Genomic DNA, 22,021 nt, shown 5'->3' on the forward strand with positions numbered 1-22,021 from the left:
GAATAAAATCTAGAAAGGGAATCTATGTTACACAACGCATTTGCCTATGTTACAAGGAAGTTTTTCAAATCGATTGTCATCTTCCTGATTATTCTCCTCATGGCGAGCTTGAGTTTGGTCGGCTTGTCAATCAAGGGAGCTACTGCCAAGGCTTCTCAGGAGACCTTTAAAAATATCACCAATAGCTTCTCCATGCAAATCAATCGTCGCGTCAACCAAGGAACGCCTCGTGGTGCTGGGAATATTAAGGGTGAAGACATCAAAAAAATCACCGAAAACAAGGCCATCGAGTCTTATGTCAAACGTATCAACGCTATCGGAGATTTGACTGGATATGACCTCATTGAAACGCCAGAAACCAAGAAGAATCTCACTGCTGATCGTGCCAAACGTTTTGGAAGTAGCTTGATGATTACAGGTGTCAATGACTCCTCTAAAGAAGACAAGTTTGTCTCTGGTTCTTATAAACTAGTCGAAGGAGAGCACTTAACCAACGACGACAAGGATAAAATCCTCTTGCACAAGGACTTGGCAGCCAAACACGGCTGGAAAGTAGGGGACAAGGTTAAACTGGACTCTAATATCTACGATGCAGATAATGAAAAAGGAGCCAAGGAAACAGTTGAAGTGACAATCAAGGGACTCTTTGATGGTCATAATAAGTCAGCAGTAACCTACTCACAAGAACTTTACGAAAACACAGCTATTACAGACATTCACACTGCTGCAAAACTTTATGGATACACAGAAGACACAGCCATTTATGGGGACGCAACCTTCTTTGTAACAGCAGACAAGAACTTGGATGATGTTATGAAAGAGTTGAATGGCATCAGTGGTATCAACTGGAAGAGCTACACACTCGTTAAGAGTTCCTCTAACTACCCAGCTCTAGAGCAATCCATTTCTGGTATGTACAAGATGGCCAACCTCCTCTTCTGGGGTAGCTTGAGCTTCTCAGTCCTTCTCCTTGCACTCTTGCTTAGTCTTTGGATCAACGCCCGTCGTAAGGAAGTGGGCATTCTCCTCTCTATCGGTCTTAAGCAGGCAAGTATCTTGGGGCAATTCATCACCGAATCCATCTTGATTGCAATTCCTGCTCTTGTTTCTGCTTACTTCCTAGCCAGCTACACAGCTCGTGCCATCGGAAATACTGTCCTTGCCAATGTGACTTCAGGTGTTGCCAAGCAAGCCAGCAAGGCGGCTCAAGCCTCTAACCTTGGTGGTGGTGCAGAAGTAGATGGATTTAGCAAGACCTTATCGAGCCTAGACATTTCTATTCAGACATCAGATTTTATCATCGTCTTTGTCCTTGCCTTGGTTCTAGTGGTGGCCGTTATGACGCTTGCTTCAAGCAATCTCCTTAGAAAACAACCAAAAGAGCTTTTGCTGGATGGTGAATAATACTGATGCTAGACTGAAAAATGAGGCTAGCAACTGAAAGTTTTAAAATGATACATGAAGCAGAAAGCAGTGGTGAAAATCATTGCTTTCAGTTGCTTTCTTTGTACTTTAGTGTTAAATATGATATACTAAAGTTATGGAATTTATTAGAAAGGGGTTTCGCAACTTATATATGGAATTGTGCATAAAAATCTATAGATAAATCTGTCGAAGCCTATCCATATCGCAAACATAGGCTAGTAGACCTAGGCAGGGTCTACCTTGGAAAATATAGAATAGTGAGGAAAAATAAATATTATGAGACAAACAAATGTTAGAGGAAGCTTATCCCTCCGTGGTTTTAGAAAATTAAGAACGGGTGCAATTGTTGCGACAGGTGTGATTCTACTGGGGCTAGGCTTTTTAGCTCCAACTGTATCAGCCAGTGAACAAGATGGTGTTTGGGTAGCCAGAACAGTTGAGGAAGTGAAAGCTGATATTCTAAATATAGACAATTTATCACACTACACAATTAAGTGGGGAGATACATTGAGTGCTATTAGTGGGGCAACAGGGCTATCTGTTGATAGTTTGGTTGAGATAAATCGTATTGCAAATAGAGATTTGATTTTTGCTAATAATAAATTGTATTTTAGCGAAGAGGCTTTTCTAAAAGATGGAAATACAGAAGTAAAAAGACAGCGAGTGTCGATTGATAATTCTGGTAGTCGTCAAAGTTATGAAGTTGAAACAAAAACAGATACTGTAACTGGTGAACAAAGGACTACTGTTAAACAAACGACACCAGTAGCTGTGGAAATCCCAGCGGCGTCAGCAGAGAAAGCTGAAGAGTCAGTATTGCCGGCATCGAAATCAGAAACCTCAGTCTCAGTTGCGCCAAAAGCCGAAACAAGATCAGAAACTTTACATGCTCCATCTGCAGATACTACAATTGAATCAGGGAACTCAACTGAATCAAGTCCAGTAGTAGACAAGGCCCTTTCAAATATAGGGACAACAAATCAACCTGTAGTTTCAAATCCAAGTTCTGAAGCGCCAGCACCGAAAGTGGAAGAGCCAATGGTATCAGAACCAAAATCGGAAGCACCAGCGACCCCAGCACCAAAAGTGGAAGAACCAGAGTCACCGGCGCCAAAAGCGGAAGAACCAGGAACACTGGCACCAGAAGTAGAAGAGCCAACGGTATCAGAACCAAAAGCAGAAGCACCAGAGTCACACCAGCGTCTCCAGCACCAAAATCAGAAGCACCGGTAGCTACAAGACCAACCACGGAAGATCCAGTAACACCGAAAGGGGAAGCACCGGCTGTACCACAAAAGGAGGTGCAGACTGTATTTAAATCGGAAGTGAGTCAAGCATCTGCTGGCAATGTTTTGGTGGGAATCAAAGGAGAATTTTTAACACCAGATCAACAAGCTATCTTAGATTCTCTTAATAAGATTCGTAAAGAGGCTTTTGAGGAGAAATTAGTAGATAAGTATGTTCCGATTAAGTGGTCAACACAACTGGAAAAAACGGCTCTTATGAGAGCTGCTGAGTCTTCTATTACGAATGCCCATGCTCGTCTCTCTGACAAAAATATTTGGACAGCTTTTCCGACTGGTACTAGAACATTTGGAGAAAACTTGGCGTGGAATTATAAAGGATTTGCAGAGGCGATTAAGCAATGGTACTCAGAAAAAGCCGATTATATTAAAAAATCAAAGGGTGAGACAGTTGCAGGTCAAACTGGTCATTATAAATCATTGATAAATCCTCTATATACTTATACAGGTCTTGGTGCATTTAATAACCCTCGTCATGAACATCACTGGATTACTGTTGCACAAATTTTAGGAGATAAGGTCGACTCGGAGGCTTTAGTTGGACAGTATGGGCCAGCAATTCAAGAAGCAGAGGTGACAGAATCTCAACTTTCCTCATTTAAAACAAAAGCTGATATTGTCGAAAACACATCTGATAGAAGAGACAAACAGTAAAGATGTTAATTCACAGGAAGCGTCTTCAGAAACAAGAGATGTAACATCGCACGGTAACGGAGCAACAGAGGAAGCAAAGACTGTAGAATCTACGGAAAGCACAGAGAAAAGCCAAGTAGAACCAGCTGAAAACACATCAGCTACGGATATGGCAGAAACAGGAAAAACATCTGTAGCTCCATCATCAGACTCAGAAAAAGTATTGACCACCACAGAAGAAACTGGAGAAGCGACTTCGTCTGATTCTAACTTAGTAAATTCACAAGAAAATAATTCTGAGACACAAGATGGAACAACAAATGCCACATCAGAAGAATCGTCAGAGTCAAAAGAAGCATCAGTTACCTCTGAAAGTGAGTCAACAGACACACAACCATCTGTAGAAGTAGGAACAGAAGAAACACTAGCTCCAAAAGACGCAGGAACAACAGTAGAAGCTGAAGAAGTTGTAACATCAGCTCCTCAAAAGGTCAAAGTCAATGTTTTTTATAACTTTGATAAAATGAAAGATATTGCAGGTTTTCTAGGAGATATCAATGGAACTCCTCTTGAAATCGCGGAAGGTTCAACAGATGATGAAGTAAAAGTGGCAGTCAAGAACCAAGTTGATGCTAAGAAAGAAGAGTTGGGCAAACGTGGCTATACTTTAAAAGAGGACTATGTCTATCAAGCTAATGGGAAAGATTATAACTACGTTGTAACATTTTCAAAAGCAGCTAAATAATTTTCATTCTATAGAGAGTGAAATGCAAGCAGAGAGAGCGATAGGCTCTCTTTGTTTTATCGAGTGGTCAGTTGCTTACAGACAAAAGGCCAGTAAGAGATTATAATAGAAAATAGAGTAGGTATTTATACTCTTCGAAAATCTCTTCAAACCACGTCAGCGTCGCCTTACCGTATGTATGGTTACTGACTTCGTCAGTTTCATCTACAACCTCAAAACCATGTTTTGAGCTGACTTCGTCAGTTTCATCTACAACCTCAAAGCAGTGCTTTGAGCAACCTGCGGCTAGCTTCCTAGTTTGCTTTTTGATTTTTATTGAGTATAAGAAAAATAAAAAATAGAGAGCAGTTAAAGTATGAAAATTTTAATTGTAGAAGATGAAGAGATGATCCGTGAGGGGGTCAGTGATTATTTGACGGATTGTGGCTATGAAACCCTTGAGGCTGCAGATGGGCAAGAAGCCTTAGAAAAATTTTCCAGCTATGAAGTAGCCTTGATTTTACTAGATATCCAGATGCCCAAGCTCAATGGTCTAGAAGTCCTAGCTGAGATTCGTAAAACCAGTCAGGTTCCTGTCTTGATGCTGACCGCCTTTCAGGATGAGGAATACAAGATGAGTGCCTTTGCTTCTCTGGCAGATGGCTATCTGGAAAAGCCCTTCTCCCTCTCCCTCTTAAAAGTGAGGGTGGATGCAATTTTCAAGAGATACTACGATACAGGACGAATCTTCTCTTATAAAGATGCCAGGGTGGATTTTGAGAGCTACAGTGCCAGTCTAGCAGGTCAAGAAGTGCTTATCAATGCCAAAGAGTTGGAAATTCTGGACTATCTGGTGAAAAATGAAGGCCGGGCCTTGACTCGGTCTCAGATAATCGATGCCGTCTGGAAAGCGACAGATGAGGTTCCCTTTGACCGTGTCATTGATGTTTATATCAAGGAATTGCGGAAAAAACTAGACCTGGACTGCATCCTCACTGTGCGCAATGTTGGTTATAAATTGGAGCGAAAATGAGACGAACAGGTTTATTTACAAAGATATTTATCTATACCTTCTCGATATTTAGTGTTCTGGTTATCTGCCTTCATTTAGCTATTTATTTTCTATTTCCCTCGACTTATCTGAGTCATCGTCAGGAAACCATTGGCCAGAAAGCGACAGCTATTGCCAAGTCCCTAGAAGGAAAGGATAGGCAGAGCATCGAGCAAGTGTTAGAGCTGTATTCCCAGACTAGTGATATCAAGGGGGGCGTTAAGGGCGAGATGACAGAGGACAAGTTAGAAGTCAAGGACAGCATTCCTCTGGATACGGACCGTCAGACCACCTCTCTCTTTATTGAGGAGCGTGAGGTGACAACGCAAGATGGTAGCACCATGACTCTCCAGTTTCTGGTTTCTATGGATTTGCAAAAGGAAGCAGAGCAAATCAGTCTCCAATTTCTTCCCTATACCTTGCTGGCATCCTTTCTAATTTCCCTCTTGGTGGCCTACATCTATGCTCGGACCATTGTTGCCCCGATCTTGGAAATCAAACGGGTGACTCGTAGAATGATGGAACTGGATTCCCAAGTGCGATTGCGCGTGGATTCTAGGGATGAGATTGGTGATCTCAAGGAACAAATCAATAGCCTCTACCAGCATCTTTTGACTGTCATTGCAGACTTGCATGACAAGAATGAAGCCATTCTCCAGCTGGAGAAGATGAAGGTCGAATTCCTACGAGGGGCTTCTCATGAACTGAAAACACCGCTGGCTAGTTTGAAAATCCTGATCGAAAACATGAAAGAGAATATCGGTCGTTATAAGGATAGAGACCAGTATCTGGGAGTTGCCTTGGGGATTGTGGATGAACTCAATCACCATGTTCTGCAGATACTTTCCCTCTCTTCTGTGCAGGAGTTGCGAGATGATAGGGAAGAAATTGACCTCCTCCAGATGACACAAAGTCTGGTTAAGGATTATGCCTTGCTCGCCAAGGAAAGAGAGCTCCAGATTGACAATAGTTTGACCCATCAGCAGGCTTATCTAAACCCATCAGTTATGAAGTTGATTCTTTCTAATCTCATCAGCAATGCCATCAAGCACTCTGTTCCAGGTGGCTTGGTTGGCATTGGAGAAAGAGAAGGGGAACTCTTTATCGAGAATAGCTGTAGCTCAGAAGAACAAGAAAAACTAGCCCAGTCTTTTTCTGATAATGCTAGTCGCAAGCCCAAAGGGCCTGGGATGGGACTCTTTGTGGTCAAGAGTCTATTGGAACATGAAAAATTAGCTTATCATTTCGAGATGGAGGAGAATCGTTTAACCTTCTTCATAGCTTTTCCAAAAGTCGCCCAAGACTAGAGATAGAAAGGGTTTACATGGATGAAGCTAGAAGAAATTAAATCGAAACTACGGGAAAAACTAGATTTTTTTGTCAAAAAGTGATAAAATGAACAATGTAAATGGGGTGACCCATAAAAATATACAGGAGGCCTGATAAAATGGCAATCGTTTCAGCAGAAAAATTTGTCCAAGCAGCTCGTGACAACGGTTATGCAGTTGGTGGATTTAACACAAACAACCTTGAGTGGACTCAAGCTATCTTGCGCGCAGCAGAAGCTAAAAAAGCTCCAGTTTTGATCCAAACTTCAATGGGTGCTGCTAAATACATGGGTGGTTACAAAGTTGCTCGCAACTTGATCGCTAACCTTGTTGAATCAATGGGTATCACTGTACCAGTAGCTATCCACCTTGACCACGGCCACTACGAAGATGCACTTGAGTGTATCGAAGTTGGTTACACTTCAATCATGTTTGACGGTTCACACCTTCCAGTTGAAGAAAACCTTAAATTGGCTAAAGAAGTTGTTGAAAAAGCACACGCTAAAGGTATCTCAGTAGAAGCTGAAGTTGGTACTATCGGTGGTGAAGAAGACGGAATCATCGGTAAAGGTGAATTGGCTCCAATCGAAGACGCTAAAGCAATGGTTGAAACTGGTATCGACTTCTTGGCAGCTGGTATTGGTAACATCCATGGTCCTTACCCAGCAAACTGGGAAGGTCTTGACCTTGACCACTTGCAAAAATTGACAGAAGCTCTTCCAGGATTCCCAATCGTATTGCACGGTGGTTCAGGTATTCCTGATGAGCAAATCCAAGCAGCTATCAAACTTGGTGTTGCCAAAGTTAACGTTAACACAGAATGCCAAATCGCATTCGCTAACGCAACTCGTAAATTTGCTCGTGACTACGAAGCAAACGAAGCAGAATACGATAAGAAAAAACTCTTCGACCCACGTAAATTCTTGGCTGACGGTGTAAAAGCTATCCAAGCATCGGTTGAAGAACGTATCGACGTATTCGGTTCAGAAGGTAAAGCATAATCTAGCTGAATAATACAGATAAAACCTGCCTGTGAGGGTGGGTTTTTTGATTTCAAGCTACTCGTTTTAGTATAGTAAACTGAATCTAGACTAGCACAATGCTGCTTCTATAGCGTTTTGAAACTAGAACAGGACAATATAACTGCTAAAATATTTCTATAAATTCATTTGATTTTCCTAATCAATTTGTTCGTATCCTATTTCATTCCACTATAAAACATTCTTATCAATTGATTTGAATTCCAAAATTTCATCGCTCTGGTCTTATTTCATTTGGCTATAAAAAACTCTCCTGGGGAATCCCAGGAGAGTATGAGTACTTATTTGAACTTGAATCCTTCGTAAATAAGCTCTGCTTTTGGATTTTGTTTCTTAATCTGTTTGGCAAGTGTCTTCATCATAGAAAGGGGACCACACATATAGACGGTTGCATGTTCGGGCACTTCTTTTTGTTCAAAATTAAGATAGCCGTCTTTCGTACTGTCGATTAGATGGAGTTCAAAATTAGGATTTTTCTGAGCATAGTTACGGAGTAAATCTAGGTAGACTGCATTTTCATCTCCACGGAAGCTATAGTAGAAGTGAACCTGTTTATCTAAAATAGGATGTTCACGGATGTAAGAGATGAAGGGGGTGATCCCAATACCTCCAGCAATCCAAACCTGATTTTCTCGTCCTTCTTCTATGATCATGTGTCCGTAAGCTCTGTCTAGGGTTACTTTGCTGCCGGCTTGAAGATTATCATAGATATTATTGGTATGGTCGCCTGAATTTTTAACAGTAAAGTAAAGAGTTTGGCCATGACCTCCTGAGATAGAAAAGGGATGCGGAGCACTTTCAAAGCCTTCTTGGAAAATCTTTAGAAAGGCAAATTGTCCTGATTGATAGTTGAAAGGTCTGCTAAGATGGATTTGAATTTCTCTAGTATCGTGATTTAAGCGTTTGAGATGGGTAATTTTCCCTAGATAGGGGAAGGAAATCTTTTGATATAGAAAAATGATATAAAAACCAGCTAGTAAGCCTAAAAGGGCATAGCTACCAACAAGAAAACTTAGAAGATTAAATGTAAGGAGACGATTGCCCATTATCATGTAGATGTGAAAGAGTCCTAAAATATAGGCTAGGTAAACCAGGCGGTGAATCCATCGCCAAGCTTCGTATTGGATGTATTTGCCTAAATAGGCGACAAGGATGATGCTGGCAAAGATATAGATGGCAAGATTACCAAACTGAGCAGCTAAGCGAGAGCCCCACAAACCGCCCATACTAAAGTTATGAAAGATTAGTAGGATGATTGAGAGAAAGGCTGTGAATTTGTGGACGGTGTAGACCTTCTCCAAACCGTGAAACCAGCTTTCTAGTAGTGGGAGACGAGTGGCTAGGATAAAAGTCAGAGATAGGCTTGTTAAAGCTAGTCCTGGAATCATGAATTGGGGAGAAGTGTTCATCCAAGTCAAAAGAGTCAAGATAAAACTAGCTATGATAAAGAGTAGTCCTTTGATTGATTTCATAGAAAATTCCATTTCATTTAGATTTCGATTTGTTGTAAATGAATTTGTTACATTTTATCATAGAAAATGTATGGTGTCAAATCTAGGTGTGTAAATCTCTGTTCTTATAAAAAACTCTCCAATTGAACTGGAGAGTGGCTGTTTATACTCAATGAAAATCAAAGAGCAAACTAGGAAGCTAGCCCGCAGGCTGCTCAAAACACCGTTTTGAGGTTGTGGATAGAACTGACGAAGTCAGCTCAAAACATGGTTTTGAGGTTGTAGATGAAACTGACGAAGTCAGTAACCATACATACGGCAAGGTGAAGCTGACGTGGTTTGAAGAGATTTTCGAAGAGTATTATTCTGCAGCTTGTTGCCAACGTTTGGCTAGCATATGAGACAGGCTAGAAATGGCTAGGTTAAAGCTGAAGTAGATGAGGGCAATCAGTATATAAAGACTGAAGACCTGCTCTGGTTCGAAATAACGGCCCATGAGAATTTGGCTGGCTCCAAAGAGTTCTTGTAGGGCGATAACAGAGTAGAGGAGACTGGTATCCTTAATCACGGTTACAAACTGAGAAATGATGGCTGGCAGCATTTTACGAATGGCTTGTGGGAGAATGATGTAGTAGAGGATTTGGGTTGAAGTGAAGCCTTGTGACATTCCTGCTTCGTACTGCCCCTTGGCTACGGCATTGAGACCGCCTCGGATAATCTCAGCTAAAGCCGCTGATGTAAAGAGTGTGAAGGCAGTGATTCCTGCTGGAGTGGATTTCATCTTGAAAATTAAAAAGATAGTAAAGATCCAGAGAAGGTTGGGAACGTTGCGCACAAATTCGATATAAATGCTGGAAATAATGCGCAAGACAGGATTTTTGCCATTTCTCATGACAGCTAGCACCGTACCGATAAGGGTAGAGAGGACGATGGCAATCAGAGAAATGTAGAGGGTCAAGCCAAATCCTTTAAAGATAAAGACTAGGTTATCTGGGGTCAAAACTTCTAAAATGGATTCCATAGTAACCTCCTAAAGTGAATAGGCTTTTTTATTAGCTTGTTCCATCTTGCGACCAAACTGGGCAACAGGGAAGCATAGAGAAAAGTAGAGAAGGGCAGCGCCTAGAAAGGCTGGAATGTAGTTTCCGTTAAGTGCTGACCAAGACTTGGTCACAAACATCAAGTCCACTCCAGAGATGATAGCGACTGTTGAGGTGTTCTTGATGAGGTTGACAATTTGGTTGGTCAAAGGAGGGAGAATGATGCGGTCGGCAACTTCACGGGCAAAGCCCATTTCATGGGTAACGACAATCATATTCATACCATCGTGGGCCAATTTTTGCATAACCGCTAGAACATCGCCGATGGTTTCAGGGTCAAGAGCAGATGTTGGTTCATCAAAGAGAAGAAGCTCAGGATGCATAGCGAGTCCACGTGCAATGACAATCCGTTGCTTTTGTCCACCAGACAGCATGGCTGGATAAGAATCTTTTTTATCCCACATATTTACAAATTCCAGATATTTTTGAGCTGTTTTTTCAGCTTCTTTTTTATCAATTCCTAGAACTTTTATGGGTGCGAGTGTTACGTTTTCTAACACTGTTTTATGCGGATAGAGGTTAAAATGCTGGAAAACCATGCCGACTTCCTTACGAAGAGGCACCAAATCTTTCTGGCTGGCACCAGCAACTTGGTGGCCATTGACTAGAAGACTTCCCTTGTCAACAGCCTCCAAACCATTGATGGTGCGGATAAGAGTGGATTTTCCAGAACCAGATGGTCCGAGTAGGACAACGACTTGTCCTTTTTCAAAACGGAGATTGATGTCGCGGAGTGCGTGGTAGTCTCCGTAATATTTTTCGACGTGTTCAAATTCTACTAAAGCCATAAGGAGTCTCCTTTGCATTAGATTTTATAACATGATTCTGCACCAAAAGATTTGTCTTGTCAAATCATATCTGAAAAAATTCACTAAAATTTTATAAAAAAGCAATCTGGATAGAGAAAACGTCTAAATCATGTTATAATGAAGCAATAGAATTCTTAGAAAGAGTGGATGTCTTTTTGATAACACCTACTTATGAATGGCAGTTTGCCCCGCAGGTTGAAGATGCGGATTTTACAAAGATAGCCAAGAAGGCTGGACTGGGTCCTGAGGTAGCTCGGTTATTATTTGAAAGAGGGATTCAGGACCAAGAAAGTCTGAAGAAGTTTTTAGAACCCTCCTTGGAGGACTTGCACGACCCTTATCTGCTCCATGATATGGACAAGGCAGTGGAACGGATTCGTCAGGCCATTGAAGAAGGGGAAAATATTCTCATCTATGGAGATTACGATGCGGATGGTATGACTTCGGCTTCGATTGTGAAGGAAAGTTTGGAACAACTTGGTGCCGAGTGCCGTGTTTACTTGCCTAATCGTTTTACTGATGGCTATGGTCCAAATGCCAGTGTTTATAAATACTTTATCGAGCAAGAAGGAATTTCTTTGATTGTGACGGTGGATAATGGGGTTGCTGGTCACGAGGCTATTGAATTGGCCCAGTCTATGGGAGTAGATGTCATTGTGACCGACCATCATTCTATGCCTGAAACCCTGCCTGATGCCTATGCTATTGTCCATCCTGAACATCCAGATGCGGATTATCCTTTCAAATATTTGGCTGGTTGTGGAGTGGCTTTCAAGCTGGCGTGTGCCCTTTTAGAAGAAGTACAAGTGGAATTGCTTGATTTGGTCGCTATTGGTACCGTTGCAGATATGGTTAGTTTGACAGATGAGAACCGTATCTTGGTTCAATACGGTCTGGAAATGTTGGGACATACTCAGCGTATTGGTCTACAAGAAATGCTGGACATGGCTGGGATTGCTGCCAACGAAGTGACAGAAGAAACGGTTGGTTTCCAGATTGCCCCTCGTTTGAATGCCTTGGGTCGTTTGGATGATCCTAATCCAGCCATTGATTTGCTGACTGGATTTGACGACGAGGAAGCTCACGAGATTGCCCTCATGATTCATCAGAAAAACGAAGAGCGCAAGGAAATCGTCCAGTCTATCTATGAAGAAGCTAAGACCATGGTGAACCCTGAGAAGAAGGTCCAAGTCTTGGCCAAGGAAGGTTGGAATCCTGGAGTTCTAGGGATCGTGGCTGGTCGTTTGTTGGAAGAACTAGGGCAGACAGTCATCGTTCTCAATATAGAGGATGGTCGTGCCAAGGGCAGTGCTCGTAGTGTGGAAGCGGTCGACATTTTTGAAGCTCTGGATCCTCATCGAGACCTCTTTATCGCCTTTGGTGGCCATGCTGGTGCGGCTGGCATGACGCTGGAAGTTGAGAAACTCTCGGATTTATCTCAGATTTTAGAAGACTATGTCCGTGAAAAAGGTGCAGATGCTGGTGGCAAGAACAAGTTAAACCTAGATGAAGAGCTGGATTTGGAGACACTTAGCTTGGAAACGGTCAAAAGTTTTGAACGTTTGGCACCTTTTGGCATGGACAATCAGAAACCTGTCTTTTATATAAAGGATTTTCAGGTCGAAAGTGCCCGTACTATGGGGGCAGGCAATGCTCATCTCAAGTTGAAAATTTCCAAGGGTGAGGCGAGTTTTGAAGTGGTAGCCTTTGGCCAAGGCAGATGGGCGACAGAGTTTTCTCAAACCAAGAATCTAGAGTTGGCAGTCAAATTGTCTGTCAACCAATGGAATGGCCAAACTGCCCTCCAGTTGATGATGGTGGATGCGCGTGTGGAGGGTGTTCAACTTTTTAACATTCGTGGGAAAAATGCAGTCTTGCCAGAAGGGGTTCCAGTCTTGGATTTTGATGAAGAACTGCCAGATATAGCGACTAGTGAAGCTGTGGTTGTAAAAACCATTCCTGAGGATATTACCTTGTTGAAGACCATTTTTCAGGAGCAGAATTTTTCTGCTGTTTATTTCAAAAATGACATTGACAAGGCCTACTATTTGACAGGCTATGGGACTAGAGATCAGTTTGCCAAATTGTACAAGACCATCTACCAGTTCCCAGAGTTTGATATTCGCTACAAGCTGAAAGATTTGGCTACTTATCTTAATATCCAACAAATCTTGCTGGTCAAGATGATTCAAGTATTTGAAGAGCTAGGCTTTGTGACGATCAAAGATGGGGTCATGACAGTCAATAAAGAGGCACCAAAGCGGGAGATCGGAGAAAGTCAGATTTATCAAAATCTCAAACAAACCGTCAAAGACCAAGAAATGATGGCGCTGGGTACTGTGCAAGAAATTTATGACTTTTTGATGGAAAAAGAGTAGAAGTTAGAAAAGAGTTGGGCAACCAGCTCTTTTTTGAAAACAAATCTTCATTTTGAAAATCATCAAAAAAATGGTATAATGGTAGGAAAAGATTCGGCTAACAGTAATAGTGCTTTTAGAATAAGAGGGTAAGCAACCCTATAATCAAGATAAACTAAGATTTTGGAGGAAAAATGAGTAATATTAGTTTAACAACACTTGGTGGTGTACGTGAAAATGGGAAAAATATGTACATTGCTGAAATTGGAGAGTCCATTTTTGTTTTGAATGCAGGGTTAAAATATCCCGAAAATGAACAATTAGGGGTCGATGTGGTGATTCCAAAGATGGACTACCTTTTTGAAAATAAAGATCGAATTGCTGGGGTATTTTTAACTCACGGACATGCAGATGCTATTGGTGCTCTGCCTTATCTCTTGGCTGAAGCCAAGGTACCTGTATTTGGCTCTGAGTTGACCATTGAGTTGGCAAAGCTCTTTGTCAAAGGAAATGACGCAGTCAAGAAATTTAATGATTTTCATGTTATTGATGAAGATACGGAGATTGATTTTGGTGGGACAGTGGTTTCCTTCTTCCCTACGACTTACTCCGTTCCAGAGAGCCTGGGAATTGTCTTGAAGACAGCTGAAGGTAGCATCGTTTATACAGGTGACTTCAAATTTGACCAGACAGCTAGTGAATCCTATGCGACAGACTTCGCTCGTTTGGCAGAAATCGGTCGTGACGGCGTCCTGGCTCTCCTCAGTGATTCGGCCAATGCGGACAGCAATATTCAGGTGGCTAGTGAAAGTGAAGTTAGAGATGAAATTACCCAAACCATTGCTGACTGGGAAGGTCGTATCATCGTTGCAGCTGTTTCCAGTAACCTTTCTCGTATCCAGCAGATTTTTGACGCTGCGGATAAAACAGGTCGACGTATCGTCTTGACAGGATTTGATATTGAAAATATCGTCCGCACAGCGATTCGTCTCAAGAAGTTGTCTTTAGCCAACGAAATTCTCTTGATTAAGCCGAAAGATATGTCTCGCTTTGAAGACCATGAGTTGATTATTCTTGAGACAGGTCGTATGGGTGAACCTATCAATGGACTTCGTAAGATGTCGATTGGTCGCCACCGTTATGTAGAAATCAAGGATGGGGACCTGGTCTATATTGCTACGGCTCCGTCTATTGCTAAAGAAGCCTTCGTTGCGCGTGTGGAAAATATGATTTATCAGGCAGGAGGGGTTGTCAAATTGATTACCCAAAGTTTACATGTATCAGGGCACGGAAATGCGCGTGATTTGCAGTTGATGATCAATCTCTTGCAACCCAAGTATCTCTTCCCGATTCAAGGGGAATACCGTGAGTTGGATGCCCATGCTAAGGCTGCTATGGCAGTTGGGATGTTGCCAGAACGCATTTTCATCCCTAAAAAGGGAACCAGCATGGCTTATGAGAATGGAGACTTTGTCCCAGCTGGTGCGGTTTCGGCAGGGGATGTCTTGATTGACGGAAATGCTATCGGTGATGTTGGTAATGTAGTCCTTCGTGACCGTAAGGTCTTGTCAGAGGACGGTATTTTCATCGTCGCAATCACCGTTAACCGTCGTGAGAAGAAAATTGTGGCCAAGGCCCGTGTTCACACGCGTGGATTTGTTTATCTCAAGAAGAGTCGCGATATTCTCCGTGAAAGTTCAGAATTGATTAACAAAACGGTAGAAGACTATCTGCAAGGAGATGACTTTGACTGGGCAGATCTTAAAGGCAAGGTTCGGGATAATCTGACCAAGTATCTCTTTGATCAAACTAAGCGTCGTCCAGCTATTCTACCAGTAGTCATGGAAGCAAAATAATCATTGAAATAAGTAAAGATAAAGTCTAGTTTCGGCTTTTTCTTATCGGAAAATAGAAGGAGAAAATCATGGCAGTAATGAAAATCGAGTATTACTCACAAGTTTTGGATATGGAGTGGGGAGTGAATGTCCTCTACCCTGATGCCAATCGAGTGGAAGAACCAGAGTGTGAAGATATTCCCGTCTTGTACCTCTTGCACGGGATGTCTGGCAATCATAATAGTTGGCTCAAGCGGACCAATGTAGAACGCTTGCTTCGAGCTACTAATCTCATTGTTGTTATGCCTAATACCAGCAACGGTTGGTACACCGATACCCAATATGGTTTTGACTACTACACGGCTCTAGCAGAGGAATTGCCACAGGTTTTGAAACGCTTCTTCCCTAATATGACCAGTAAGCGTGAAAAGACCTTTATCGCTGGTCTCTCCATGGGAGGCTACGGCTGTTTCAAATTGGCTCTTGCGACAAATCGTTTTTCTCATGCAGCTAGTTTTTCAGGTGCTCTCAGCTTTCAAGATTTTTCTCCTGAGAGCCAAAATCTGGGAAGTCCAGCCTACTGGAGAGGTGTTTTTGGAGAGATTAGAGACTGGACAACTAGTCCCTATTCTCTTGAAAGTCTGGCTAAAAAATCGGATAAAAAGACCAAACTTTGGGCGTGGTGTGGCGAACAGGATTTCTTGTATGAAGCCAATAATCTAGCAGTGAAAAATCTCAAAAAATTAGGTTTTGATGTGACCTATAGCCATAGCGCTGGAACTCACGAGTGGTATTATTGGGAAAAACAATTGGAACGGTTTCTAGCAACCCTGCCAATCGATTTCAAATTAGAAGAGAGATTGAGTTAGTTTTTTATAAATGAACCACTATCTATAGTTATTCTTGGCTTCAAAACAATGATGGAAGTCTGTTTTCACTAGACTTTTCAAACGAAAGTAGTAGAATAGTAATAAGATATTGGAGGAAAGAGAGTAGGAAATGTACCGTTATCAAATTGGCATTCCCACATTAGAATATGATCAGTTTGTCAAAGAACATGAATTAGCCAATGTATTACAAAGTAGTGCTTGGGAAGAAGTGAAGTCTGATTGGCAACATGAGAAGTTTGGTGTTTACAGGGAAGAAAAATTACTGGCGACAGCTAGTATTTTGATTAGAAGTCTTCCGCTAGGCTATAAAATGTTTTACATCCCAAGAGGACCTATATTGGATTATGGGGATACGGAACTCTTGAGTTTTGTCATTCAGTCCATTAAGTCTTATGCTCGCAGTAAGAGAGCTATTTTTGTGACTTTTGATCCAAGTATTTGCCTGTCTCAAAGTTTAATCAATCAGGAAAAGACAGAATATCCTGAAAATCTGGCTATTATTGATAGTTTGCAACAAATGGGAGTAAGGTGGTCGGGAAAAACAGAGGAAATGGGGGACACCATTCAGCCTCGTATTCAGGCAAAAATATACAAGGAAAATTTTGAAGAAGATAAACTTTCCAAGTCAACAAAACAGGCTATTCGAACAGCACGGAATAAGGGGGTAGAGATTCAATTTGGTGGAACTGAATTATTGGAGTCTTTTTCCTTTTTGATGAAAAAAACCGAGAAGCGAAAAGAGATTCATTTGAGAAATGAAGCCTATTATAAAAAATTGTTAGATAATTTTAAGGACAAGGCCTATATCACCTTGGCAACCTTGGATGTTTCTAAACGTTCGCAAGAATTAGAAGAACAGTTAGCGAAAAACAGAGCCTTGGAAGAGACCTTTACTGAGTCGACTCGCACTTCAAAAGTAGAAGCGCAGAAGAAGGAAAAAGAACGTTTGTCAGAGGAATTGACTTTCTTGCAGGAATATATAGATGCAGGTCAAGCAAGAGTTCCTTTAGCAGCTACCTTGACTTTAGAATTCGGACAAACTTCTGTCAATCTATACGCAGGAATGGATGAAGATTTTAGACGTTATAAAGCTCCTATTTTGACTTGGTATGAGACAGCTCGATATTCCTTTGAACGTGGCATTTTATGGCAAAATTTAGGAGGCGTCGAGAATGCTTTAGATGGTGGACTCTATCGTTTTAAAGCTAATTTTAATCCAACGATTGAAGAATACTTGGGTGAATTTACAATGCCCACTCATCCTCTCTATCCTCTGTTAAGACTTGCTCTTGATTTCCGTAAAACATTAAGAAAAAAACATAGAAAGTAAGTATATGGCACTAATTACACTCACGAAAGAAGAGTTTCAGGCTTATTCTGATCAGGTTTCTTCTCGTTCCTTTATGCAATCTGTCCAGATGGGGGACTTGTTAGAAAAAAGAGGGGCTCGAATTGTTTATCTTGCTTTGAAACAAGAAGGAGAAATTCAAGTTGCAGCTCTGGTTTATAGCTTGCCCATGCTGGGTGGTCTGCATATGGAGATCAATTCGGGGCCGATTTATACCCAACAAGATGCCCTTCCAGTTTTTTATGAAGAGTTAAAAGAATATGCCAAGCAAAATGGTGTATTAGAGTTGCTTGTAAAACCTTATGAAACTTATCAAACTTTTGATAGTGAAGGTAATCCAATAGATGCTGAGAAAAAAAGTATGATTCAAGGTTTAACTGATTTAGGTTATCAATTTGATGGATTGACGACAGGGTATCCAGGTGGAGAACCAGATTGGTTATACTATAAAGATTTGACTGAATTAACTGAAAAGAATTTGCTTAAAAGTTTTAGCAAAAAGGGTAAACCCTTGGTGAAAAAGGCTGAAACCTTTGGCATTCGGTTGAAAAAGTTAAAACGTGAAGAACTATCGATTTTTAAGAATATAACAAAAGAAACCTCTGAACGTAGAGAATATAGTGATAAAAGTTTAGAATATTATGAGCACTTTTATGATTCATTTGGAGAACAAGCGGAGTTTCTCATAGCAAGCTTAAATTTTTCGGACTATATGAGCAAATTGCAAGGTGAACAAAGTAAACTAGAAGAACTCTTGGGCAAGTTGCGACTTGATTTGAGTAAAAATCCTCATTCTGAGAAAAAACAAAATCAACTGAGAGAATATTCTAGTCAATTTGAAACGTTTGAAGTTCGAAAAGCAGAAGCGCGAGACTTGATTGAAAAATATGGAGAAGAAGATATTGTTTTAGCTGGGAGTTTATTTGTTTATATGCCTCAGGAAACGACTTATCTCTTTAGTGGTTCCTACACTGAGTTTAATAAATTCTATGCCCCTGCACTGCTTCAAAAATATATTATGTTGGAAAGTATAAAACGTGGAATACCTAAATACAACTTCCTAGGGATTCAAGGGATTTTTGATGGTAGTGATGGTGTTTTGCGTTTTAAACAAAATTTTAATGGCTATATTGTACGCAAAGCAGGTACTTTCCGTTATCATCCATCGCCTTTAAAATACAAAGCTATCCAGTTACTCAAAAAAATAGTAGGACGTTAAGATGAAAAAGTCAGTATTTAGCTTTCTTTCAGCTTGTTTTAGTAAAATAGTTTTTATTTGCTAGAAAGGTGGAGAGACATGCGCTGGCTTTTTCGTTTGATAGGGGCTTTCTTTTCTTTTGTGTGGCGTTTGTTTTGACGCCTGGTTTGGACAGTTGTACTCTTATGCGTTCTTGCTTTCGGACTTCTCTGGTATCTGAACGGGGATTTTCAAGAAGCGCTAAAGCAAACAGAGCGGTCAGTCAAGATTGGTCAACAAAGTATTGACCAATGGGAGAAAACAGGGCAACTGCCTAAGTTAAGCCAGACAGATAGTCACCAGCATTCTGAAGGAAGGTGGCCACAGGCCTCTGCTCGTATTTACCTGGATCCGCAGATGGATTCACGCTTTCAAGAGGCTTATGTAGAAGCAATCCAGAACTGGAATCAAACTGGTGCTTTTAACTTTGAACTCGTGACTGAGTCTAGTAAGGCGGATATTACGGCTACGGAGATGAACGACGGAGGCACTCCTGTGGCAGGAGAGGCGGAAAGTCAAACTAATCTCTTAACAGGGCAATTCTTATCCGTAACGGTGCGCCTGAATCATTATTATCTGTCCAATCCTGACTATGGCTATTCCTATGAGCGCCTTGTCCATACGGCAGAACATGAGTTGGGGCATGCGATTGGCTTGGACCATACAGATGAGAAGTCTGTCATGCAACCAGCAGGTTCTTTTTATGGTATCCAGGAAGAGGATGTTGAAAGACTTCGAAAATTATATGAGACCAATGAGTAGGGGACTATTTTTCCCTACTTTTTTGCTATAATGGAATTATGAACAACTTGATTAAATCAAAACTAGAGCTCTTGCCGACCAGCCCTGGTTGTTACATTCACAAGGATAAAAACGGCACCATTATCTATGTAGGAAAGGCTAAAAATCTGCGTAACCGCGTGCGGTCCTATTTCCGTGGAAGTCATGATACCAAAACAGAGGCTTTGGTGTCTGAAATTGTAGATTTTGAATTTATCGTTACGGAGTCTAATATTGAGGCACTTCTCCTAGAAATCAACCTGATCAAGGAAAATAAGCCTAAATACAATATCATGCTCAAGGATGACAAGTCCTATCCCTTCATCAAAATCACTAATGAGCGCTATCCACGCTTGATTATCACTCGTCAGGTCAAGAAGGACGGAGGTCTCTACTTTGGTCCCTATCCAGATGTGGGGGCGGCCAATGAAATCAAGCGACTACTGGATCGGATTTTCCCTTTTCGTAAGTGTACCAATCCACCGTCTAAGGTCTGTTTTTACTACCATATCGGCCAATGCATGAGCCACACCATCTGTAAGAAGGATGAGGACTATTTCAAGTCTATGGCTCAGGAGGTTTCTGATTTTCTGAAAGGGCAAGATGATAAAATCATTGATAACCTCAAGGGCAAAATGGCAGCGGCGGCTCAGACTATGGAGTTTGAACGTGCGGCGGAATACCGTGACCTGATTCAGGCTATTGGAACGCTTCGAACCAAGCAACGGGTTATGGCTAAGGATCTCCAAAATCGCGATGTCTTTGGCTACTACGTGGATAAGGGCTGGATGTGTGTTCAGGTTTTCTTTGTTCGTCAGGGCAAGCTCATTGAGCGCGATGTCAATCTTTTTCCCTACTACAACGATCCGGATGAGGACTTCTTGACCTATGTGGGACAATTCTATCAAGAAAAATCCCACCTAGTTCCCAATGAGGTACTGATTCCGCAGGATATTGACCAAGAAGCGGTCAAGGCTTTGGTAGATACCAAGATTCTCAAGCCCCAGCGTGGAGAGAAAAAGCAGCTGGTCAATTTGGCTATAAAGAATGCTCGAGTCAGCCTAGAGCAGAAATTCAACCTGCTAGAGAAATCTGTCGAAAAGACCCAAGGGGCTATTGAAAATCTAGGACGCTTGCTTCAAATCCCAACCCCAGTTCGTATCGAATCTTTCGATAACTCCAACATCATGGGGACCAGTCCTGTTTCAGCCATGGTGGTCTTTGTCAACGGCAAACCAAGTAAAAAAGATTATCGTAAGTATAAAATCAAGACCGTAGCCGGGCCAGACGACTATGCCAGTATGAGAGAAGTCATTCGCAGGCGCTATGGTCGAGTACAGCGTGACGGTTTGACTCCTCCAGATTTGATTGTCATTGATGGGGGACAAGGTCAAGTCAATATCGCTAAGCAGGTTATCCAAGAGGAACTGGGCTTGGATATTCCAATTGCAGGTCTGCAAAAGAATGATAAGCACCAAACTCATGAATTGCTCTTTGGAGATCCGCTGGAAGTGGTGGACTTGTCTCGTAATTCTCAAGAATTTTTCCTCCTTCAACGCATTCAAGATGAGGTGCACCGCTTTGCCATCACCTTTCACCGCCAACTGCGCTCCAAAAATTCCTTTTCATCTCAATTGGATGGGATTGACGGTCTGGGACCTAAACGCAAGCAGAATCTCATGAAGCATTTCAAGTCTTTGACTAAAATCAAGGAAGCCAGTGTGGATGAGATTGTCGAAGTTGGAGTGCCAAGAGCAGTAGCAGAGGTTGTGCAAAGAAAGTTGAACCCGCAGGGAGAAGCCTTGCCTCAAGTAGCAGAAGAAAGAGTAGATTACCAAACGGAAGGAAACCACAATGAACCATAAAATCGCAATTTTATCAGATGTTCATGGCAATGCGACGGCGCTAGAAGCAGTGATTGCAGATGCTAAAAATCAAGGGGCCAGTGAATATTGGCTTCTGGGAGATATTTTTCTTCCTGGTCCAGGCGCAAATGACTTAGTCGCCCTGCTAAAGGACCTTCCTATCACAGCCAGTGTTCGAGGCAATTGGGATGATCGTGTCCTTGAGGTCTTGGATGGCGAATATGGTTTGGAATATCCGAAAGAAATCCAGTCAATGCGCATGATCCAGTTTTTGATGGAGCGAATGGATCCTGCAACGATTGTCTGGCTACGAAGCTTGCCTTTGCTGGAAAAGAAAGAAATTGACGGATTGCGCTTTTCTATCTCTCATAATTTGCCAAATAAGAACTATGGTGGTGACTTGCTAGTTGAGAATGATACAGAGAAATTTGACCAACTGCTAGATGCGGAAACCGACGTGGCAGTCTATGGTCATGTTCACAAGCAGTTACTTCGTTATGGCAGTCAAGGGCAACAAATCATCAATCCAGGTTCGATTGGCATGCCCTATTTTAACTGGGAGGCGTTAAAAAATCACCGTGCCCAGTATGCCGTGATAGAAGTTGAAGATGGGGAATTGGTAAATATCCTATTTCGTAAAGTCGCTTATGATTATGAAGCGGAGTTAGAATTGGCCAAGTCCAAGGGGCTTCCCTTTATTGAAATGTATGAAGAACTGCGTCGTGACGATAACTATCAGGGGCACAATCTGGAACTATTAGCAAGCTTAATAGAAAAGCATGGGTATGTAGAAGATGTGAAGGATTATTTTGATTTTTTGTAAGAGTTTCCTAAAATAACCAAT

General features: G+C 41.7%; 18 protein-coding genes and 1 pseudogene. 16 read left to right on the plus strand and 3 right to left on the minus strand.

Features of this window, described 5'->3' with window-relative positions:
- Window positions 1-24 precede the first annotated feature (24 nt).
- The 7 genes from vex3 to SPPN_RS03145 all read left to right on the plus strand — a co-directional run bounded on the left by vex3 (window position 25) and on the right by SPPN_RS03145 (window position 7,466).
- Complete coding sequence (vex3, locus tag SPPN_RS03110; RefSeq protein WP_000902986.1) at window positions 25-1,404, plus strand: ABC transporter permease subunit Vex3; 1,380 nt, start codon at window positions 25-27, stop codon at window positions 1,402-1,404.
- A 297-nt stretch (window positions 1,405-1,701) separates the two neighbouring features.
- Entirely contained in the window at window positions 1,702-2,658 is a 957-nt protein-coding gene (locus SPPN_RS13780) for a LysM peptidoglycan-binding domain-containing protein (protein WP_014017208.1), read from the plus strand.
- A 68-nt stretch (window positions 2,659-2,726) separates the two neighbouring features.
- A complete protein-coding gene (locus SPPN_RS13785) occupies window positions 2,727-3,383 on the plus strand; it encodes a CAP domain-containing protein (RefSeq protein WP_237701463.1) in 657 nt (218 codons plus the stop codon).
- The gene (locus SPPN_RS03125) at window positions 3,346-4,107 is read left to right on the plus strand and encodes a hypothetical protein (RefSeq protein ID WP_014017210.1); all 762 of its coding nucleotides are present in this window, start codon (window positions 3,346-3,348) and stop codon (window positions 4,105-4,107) included. Before SPPN_RS13785 ends, SPPN_RS03125 begins: the two co-directional genes overlap by 38 nt.
- Before the next feature lie 355 nt (window positions 4,108-4,462).
- On the plus strand, window positions 4,463-5,119 hold the full coding sequence (gene vncR / locus SPPN_RS03135; RefSeq protein WP_000697964.1) for a response regulator transcription factor VncR: 657 nt from the start codon (window positions 4,463-4,465) through the stop codon (window positions 5,117-5,119).
- Entirely contained in the window at window positions 5,116-6,444 is a 1,329-nt protein-coding gene (gene vncS, locus SPPN_RS03140) for a sensor histidine kinase VncS (RefSeq protein WP_001254965.1), read from the plus strand. Before vncR ends, vncS begins: the two co-directional genes overlap by 4 nt.
- A 140-nt stretch (window positions 6,445-6,584) precedes the next feature.
- The gene (locus SPPN_RS03145; protein WP_001019001.1) at window positions 6,585-7,466 is read left to right on the plus strand and encodes a class II fructose-bisphosphate aldolase; all 882 of its coding nucleotides are present in this window, start codon (window positions 6,585-6,587) and stop codon (window positions 7,464-7,466) included.
- Window positions 7,467-7,786: 320 nt separating this feature from the next.
- Here the strand turns inward: SPPN_RS03145 and SPPN_RS03150 are convergent, their stop codons facing one another.
- On the minus strand, window positions 7,787-8,977 hold the full coding sequence (locus tag SPPN_RS03150; protein WP_000835817.1) for a ferredoxin reductase family protein: 1,191 nt from the start codon (window positions 8,975-8,977) through the stop codon (window positions 7,787-7,789).
- A gap of 215 nt (window positions 8,978-9,192) precedes the next feature.
- Between SPPN_RS03150 and SPPN_RS13125 the strand changes: the two genes are divergently transcribed.
- A complete protein-coding gene (locus SPPN_RS13125; RefSeq protein WP_014017211.1) occupies window positions 9,193-9,357 on the plus strand; it encodes a hypothetical protein in 165 nt (54 codons plus the stop codon).
- Here SPPN_RS13125 and SPPN_RS03155 read toward each other — a convergent pair.
- Window positions 9,318-9,977 carry an amino acid ABC transporter permease gene (locus SPPN_RS03155; protein ID WP_000443887.1) on the minus strand — a complete coding sequence of 220 codons (660 nt, stop codon included), beginning with the start codon at window positions 9,975-9,977 and terminating at the stop codon, window positions 9,318-9,320. The genes SPPN_RS13125 and SPPN_RS03155 overlap by 40 nt on opposite strands.
- A gap of 9 nt (window positions 9,978-9,986) precedes the next feature.
- Window positions 9,987-10,844 (minus strand): ATP-binding cassette domain-containing protein, encoded by an 858-nt coding sequence (locus SPPN_RS03160; protein WP_001229572.1) that lies wholly within the window; start codon window positions 10,842-10,844, stop codon window positions 9,987-9,989.
- A gap of 176 nt (window positions 10,845-11,020) precedes the next feature.
- Here SPPN_RS03160 and recJ point away from each other — a divergent pair, with 176 nt between their 5' ends.
- The 8 genes and pseudogenes from recJ to SPPN_RS03200 all read left to right on the plus strand — a co-directional run bounded on the left by recJ (window position 11,021) and on the right by SPPN_RS03200 (window position 22,000).
- Window positions 11,021-13,243, plus strand: coding sequence for a single-stranded-DNA-specific exonuclease RecJ (recJ, locus tag SPPN_RS03165; RefSeq protein ID WP_000632600.1), 2,223 nt, complete (start codon window positions 11,021-11,023; stop codon window positions 13,241-13,243).
- 173 nt (window positions 13,244-13,416) lie between these two features.
- A complete protein-coding gene (locus SPPN_RS03170; RefSeq protein ID WP_000065625.1) occupies window positions 13,417-15,078 on the plus strand; it encodes a ribonuclease J in 1,662 nt (553 codons plus the stop codon).
- 68 nt (window positions 15,079-15,146) lie between these two features.
- Window positions 15,147-15,926, plus strand: a complete 780-nt coding sequence (locus tag SPPN_RS03175; RefSeq protein WP_000290010.1) for an alpha/beta hydrolase — start codon at window positions 15,147-15,149, stop codon at window positions 15,924-15,926.
- A 130-nt stretch (window positions 15,927-16,056) separates the two neighbouring features.
- Window positions 16,057-17,277, plus strand: coding sequence for a peptidoglycan bridge formation alanyltransferase MurM (locus tag SPPN_RS03180; RefSeq protein WP_000286554.1), 1,221 nt, complete (start codon window positions 16,057-16,059; stop codon window positions 17,275-17,277).
- A 4-nt stretch (window positions 17,278-17,281) separates the two neighbouring features.
- Entirely contained in the window at window positions 17,282-18,514 is a 1,233-nt protein-coding gene (gene murN / locus SPPN_RS03185) for a peptidoglycan bridge formation alanyltransferase MurN (RefSeq protein ID WP_001174048.1), read from the plus strand.
- A gap of 78 nt (window positions 18,515-18,592) precedes the next feature.
- Window positions 18,593-19,294 (plus strand): annotated as a pseudogene (locus SPPN_RS03190) (M57 family metalloprotease).
- A gap of 38 nt (window positions 19,295-19,332) precedes the next feature.
- Window positions 19,333-21,177 (plus strand): excinuclease ABC subunit UvrC, encoded by a 1,845-nt coding sequence (uvrC, locus tag SPPN_RS03195; protein WP_001061163.1) that lies wholly within the window; start codon window positions 19,333-19,335, stop codon window positions 21,175-21,177.
- Window positions 21,167-22,000 (plus strand): metallophosphoesterase family protein, encoded by an 834-nt coding sequence (locus SPPN_RS03200; RefSeq protein WP_001015787.1) that lies wholly within the window; start codon window positions 21,167-21,169, stop codon window positions 21,998-22,000. Before uvrC ends, SPPN_RS03200 begins: the two co-directional genes overlap by 11 nt.
- Window positions 22,001-22,021: the final 21 nt, after the last annotated feature.

The organism is Streptococcus pseudopneumoniae IS7493, from assembly GCF_000221985.1.
Classification (GTDB): Bacteria; Bacillota; Bacilli; order Lactobacillales; family Streptococcaceae; genus Streptococcus; species Streptococcus pseudopneumoniae.

What these genes read in the sequence shown, in the direction of transcription:
- SPPN_RS03180 (WP_000286554.1), top strand. Translation starts at nt 16,057, where the DNA reads ATGTACCGTTATCAAATTGGCATTCCCACATTAGAATATGATCAGTTT.
- SPPN_RS03155 (WP_000443887.1), bottom strand. Translation starts at nt 9,977, where the DNA reads ATGGAATCCATTTTAGAAGTTTTGACCCCAGATAACCTAGTCTTTATC.
- uvrC (WP_001061163.1), top strand. Translation starts at nt 19,333, where the DNA reads ATGAACAACTTGATTAAATCAAAACTAGAGCTCTTGCCGACCAGCCCT.
- vncS (WP_001254965.1), top strand. Translation starts at nt 5,116, where the DNA reads ATGAGACGAACAGGTTTATTTACAAAGATATTTATCTATACCTTCTCG.
- murN (WP_001174048.1), top strand. Translation starts at nt 17,282, where the DNA reads ATGGCACTAATTACACTCACGAAAGAAGAGTTTCAGGCTTATTCTGAT.
- SPPN_RS03150 (WP_000835817.1), bottom strand. Translation starts at nt 8,977, where the DNA reads ATGAAATCAATCAAAGGACTACTCTTTATCATAGCTAGTTTTATCTTG.
- SPPN_RS03170 (WP_000065625.1), top strand. Translation starts at nt 13,417, where the DNA reads ATGAGTAATATTAGTTTAACAACACTTGGTGGTGTACGTGAAAATGGG.
- SPPN_RS03175 (WP_000290010.1), top strand. Translation starts at nt 15,147, where the DNA reads ATGGCAGTAATGAAAATCGAGTATTACTCACAAGTTTTGGATATGGAG.
- SPPN_RS03145 (WP_001019001.1), top strand. Translation starts at nt 6,585, where the DNA reads ATGGCAATCGTTTCAGCAGAAAAATTTGTCCAAGCAGCTCGTGACAAC.
- vncR (WP_000697964.1), top strand. Translation starts at nt 4,463, where the DNA reads ATGAAAATTTTAATTGTAGAAGATGAAGAGATGATCCGTGAGGGGGTC.
- SPPN_RS13780 (WP_014017208.1), top strand. Translation starts at nt 1,702, where the DNA reads ATGAGACAAACAAATGTTAGAGGAAGCTTATCCCTCCGTGGTTTTAGA.
- vex3 (WP_000902986.1), top strand. Translation starts at nt 25, where the DNA reads ATGTTACACAACGCATTTGCCTATGTTACAAGGAAGTTTTTCAAATCG.
- SPPN_RS03200 (WP_001015787.1), top strand. Translation starts at nt 21,167, where the DNA reads ATGAACCATAAAATCGCAATTTTATCAGATGTTCATGGCAATGCGACG.
- SPPN_RS03160 (WP_001229572.1), bottom strand. Translation starts at nt 10,844, where the DNA reads ATGGCTTTAGTAGAATTTGAACACGTCGAAAAATATTACGGAGACTAC.